The organism is Rhizobium sp. ERR 1071 (assembly GCF_007828675.1).
Taxonomy (GTDB): domain Bacteria; phylum Pseudomonadota; class Alphaproteobacteria; order Rhizobiales; family Rhizobiaceae; genus Rhizobium; species Rhizobium dioscoreae.
Genome location: NZ_VITM01000027.1, coordinates 1 through 2624, shown reverse-complemented (window position 1 = coordinate 2624; position 2624 = coordinate 1). Strand labels below are relative to the sequence as shown.

Below are 2624 nucleotides of genomic sequence, written 5' to 3'. Positions count from 1 at the left end.
TGCGGATTCCGACGTGAAGCCGGCCGCCAATCCGACCAAAGACCGGCCACCATTCCGATTTGAAGCCGGCCACCATTCCAATCAAAATCCGGCCAGTTTTCGGCACTGAAGATACCCCCTGGGTCAGCAACTTTGGCATCAATCACCTCGCGATGAACGAGGACATTTTGATGCCGGCAAAGAGAAGGCTGACCATGAGACAATTAAGACAAATGCTTCGGCTTGCCGGAAGCGGGACGAGCTCCCGCGAGATCGCCGTCGTATTGGGAATAGCCCGCAGTACGGTGCAGGATAATCTTCAGCGCGCAGCAGCAGTTGGGTTGAGCTGGCCCCTACCGGGGGAACTGACCGATGACGCGCTCGAGAACAAGCTCTTTGCGCGCAATGGCGTCAAACAGGGCACGAGACGACGCGTCGAACCCAACTGGGCCGAGCTTGCCGTCGAGCTCAAGAAGCCCGGCGTCACCCTGCTTATCCTCTGGGAGGAGTATCGTGGGTCGCATCCAGAGGGTTACGGCTACAGTCGCTTTTGTGAGCTCTTCCGTGGCTTTGAGCAACGGCTTTCGCCGACGATGCGCCAGGAGCATGCGGCCGGCGACAAGGTCTTCGTCGACTATTCCGGCAAGAAGATTCCGATCGTTGATCGCAAGACCGGCGAGATCCGCGAAGCGGAGATATTCGTGGCGGTGCTGGGCGCGTCTAGCTTCACCTATGCGGAGGCGACCTGGACGCAAACACTGCCGGACTGGATCGGCTCACATGTCCGGATGTTCCGCTTCTTTGACGGCGTTCCCCGGCTGATCGTTCCCGACAATCTGAAGTCAGGCGTCAGTCGCGCCAGTTTCTATGATCCCGAGATCAACCGCAGCTACGGCATGATGGCTTCTCACTATGGCGTCGGCGTTCTTCCAGCACGGCCACGAAAGCCCAGGGACAAATCTAAAGTTGAGAACGGGGTCCGTTTTGCCCAATCGTGCATCTTAGGGCGTCTGCGCAATCACACGTTCTTCTCGCTTGCTGAGGCTAATGCTGCCATTGGCCAGGCACTCGATCGCATCAATGATCATGTCATGCGCCGGCTCGGCGTCAGTCGCCGGCAGCTGTTTGAGAGTGTCGAGCGCGCCGCGCTCGCCAATCTTCCCGGTGAAGACTACGAATTCGCCGAATGGCGTTTGGTCCGCGTGTCGACCGATTATCACGTCGAGTTCAAGACCTTCCTCTATTCCGTACCGCATGGCCTCATTCGCCAGCAGGTTGATTTGAGAGCGACGGCACGCACCATCGAGATCTTCCACCGCGGCAAGCGCGTCGCCGTTCATCAGCGGCGGTATGGCGGCACTCGGCATGGAACCGACCCGGATCATATGCCCAGTTCCCATCGGCGATATGCCGAGTGGACACCCGATCGCTTTCGGCGCTGGGCTGCATCCATTGGGCCGCAGACCGAAGGTTTGATCACTGCTGTTCTTGCCAGTCGTCCGCATCCTGAACAGGGCTTTCGAACATGCCTGGGCATTCTGCGCCTGTTTCGCGATATCACGCGAGATCGGGCCGAGGCGGTGTCAGCTCGCGCTGTCGAGATCGGCGGTCTGAACTGCAAGAGCATCGCCTCGCTCCTGGCCAACCACAGGGCCGCGCGCCATTCCACCGAACCGACGGCCATCGTTGATCACGCAAATCTGCGTGGCCCCGACTACTTTCATTGAGGAGACAAACCAATGCTGATCAATCCCACCATCGACATGCTGCGCGAACTCGGCCTTTACGGCATGGCAACAGCCTTCCAGGAGCTTGACGCACAATCCGAAGCCCGCGGTCTTGAGCATGGAGAATGGCTTTCCATACTGCTCGAACGGGAGGCCACCATGCGCCGACAGAAGCGCTTCGAAGCCCGTGCCAGGGCCGCCAAACTACGCCATGATGCACAGATCGAGAATGCCGACTTTCGGGCCGCTCGCGGCCTCGATCGCAACCTGTTCATGGCGCTTGCCGGCTGCGACTGGATCAGAAAGCATCACAGTCTCCTCGTCACTGGGCCAGCCGGCGTCGGCAAAAGCTGGCTTGCCTGCGCGCTTGGTCACAAAGCATGCCGCGAAGACTTCTCCGTCGCCTATCACCGGGTTCCTCGGCTGTTCGCCACGCTCGCACTTGCAAGAGGCGACGGGCGATACGGCAGGATCCTCAAATCCTTGGCCAAGACCGACCTGCTGATCCTTGATGACTGGGGACCGGAAAAACTCAACGATGATCAGCGGCGCGATCTCCTCGAGATCATCGAAGACCGCTACGAGCGGCGCTCGACGATCATCACCAGTCAGGTGCCCCTGGATCGCTGGTACGAAATCATCGCAAACCCAACGCTTGCCGATGCCATCCTGGATCGCCTCGTTCACAACGCCTATCGCATCGATCTCACCGGCGAAAGTATGCGAAAACAGCGCTCGCCAGTCGCACCCGAAAACACCAAAGCTTGACCTGAAACGAAACCAGATCCAAACATCAGACAGACCCAGGATCAGTCCGAGAAATGGCCGCCTTCAAATCGGAACGCCGGCCGGAATGAAATCGGAATGACTGGCCGGCTTCAAATCGGAATCGATGGCCGGCTTCGTCGGAATACGCAC

2 protein-coding genes are annotated in these 2624 nt (G+C 59.0%); both read left to right on the top strand.

Going from position 1 to position 2624, the window contains the following annotated elements:
* Positions 1-194 precede the first annotated feature (194 nt).
* Complete coding sequence (gene istA / locus FBZ99_RS32900) at positions 195-1706, top strand: IS21 family transposase (protein ID WP_416068575.1); 1512 nt, start codon at positions 195-197, stop codon at positions 1704-1706.
* A gap of 12 nt (positions 1707-1718) precedes the next feature.
* Positions 1719-2474: an IS21-like element helper ATPase IstB gene (gene istB, locus FBZ99_RS32895; protein ID WP_112435145.1), complete on the top strand. Its 756-nt coding sequence runs from the start codon at positions 1719-1721 to the stop codon at positions 2472-2474.
* Positions 2475-2624 lie beyond the last annotated feature (150 nt).

Bases quoted from the DNA above. Each gene is read 5' to 3' on its own strand.
- istB (WP_112435145.1), top strand. From the start codon at position 1,719: ATGCTGATCAATCCCACCATCGACATGCTGCGCGAACTCGGCCTTTAC.
- istA (WP_416068575.1), top strand. From the start codon at position 195: ATGAGACAATTAAGACAAATGCTTCGGCTTGCCGGAAGCGGGACGAGC.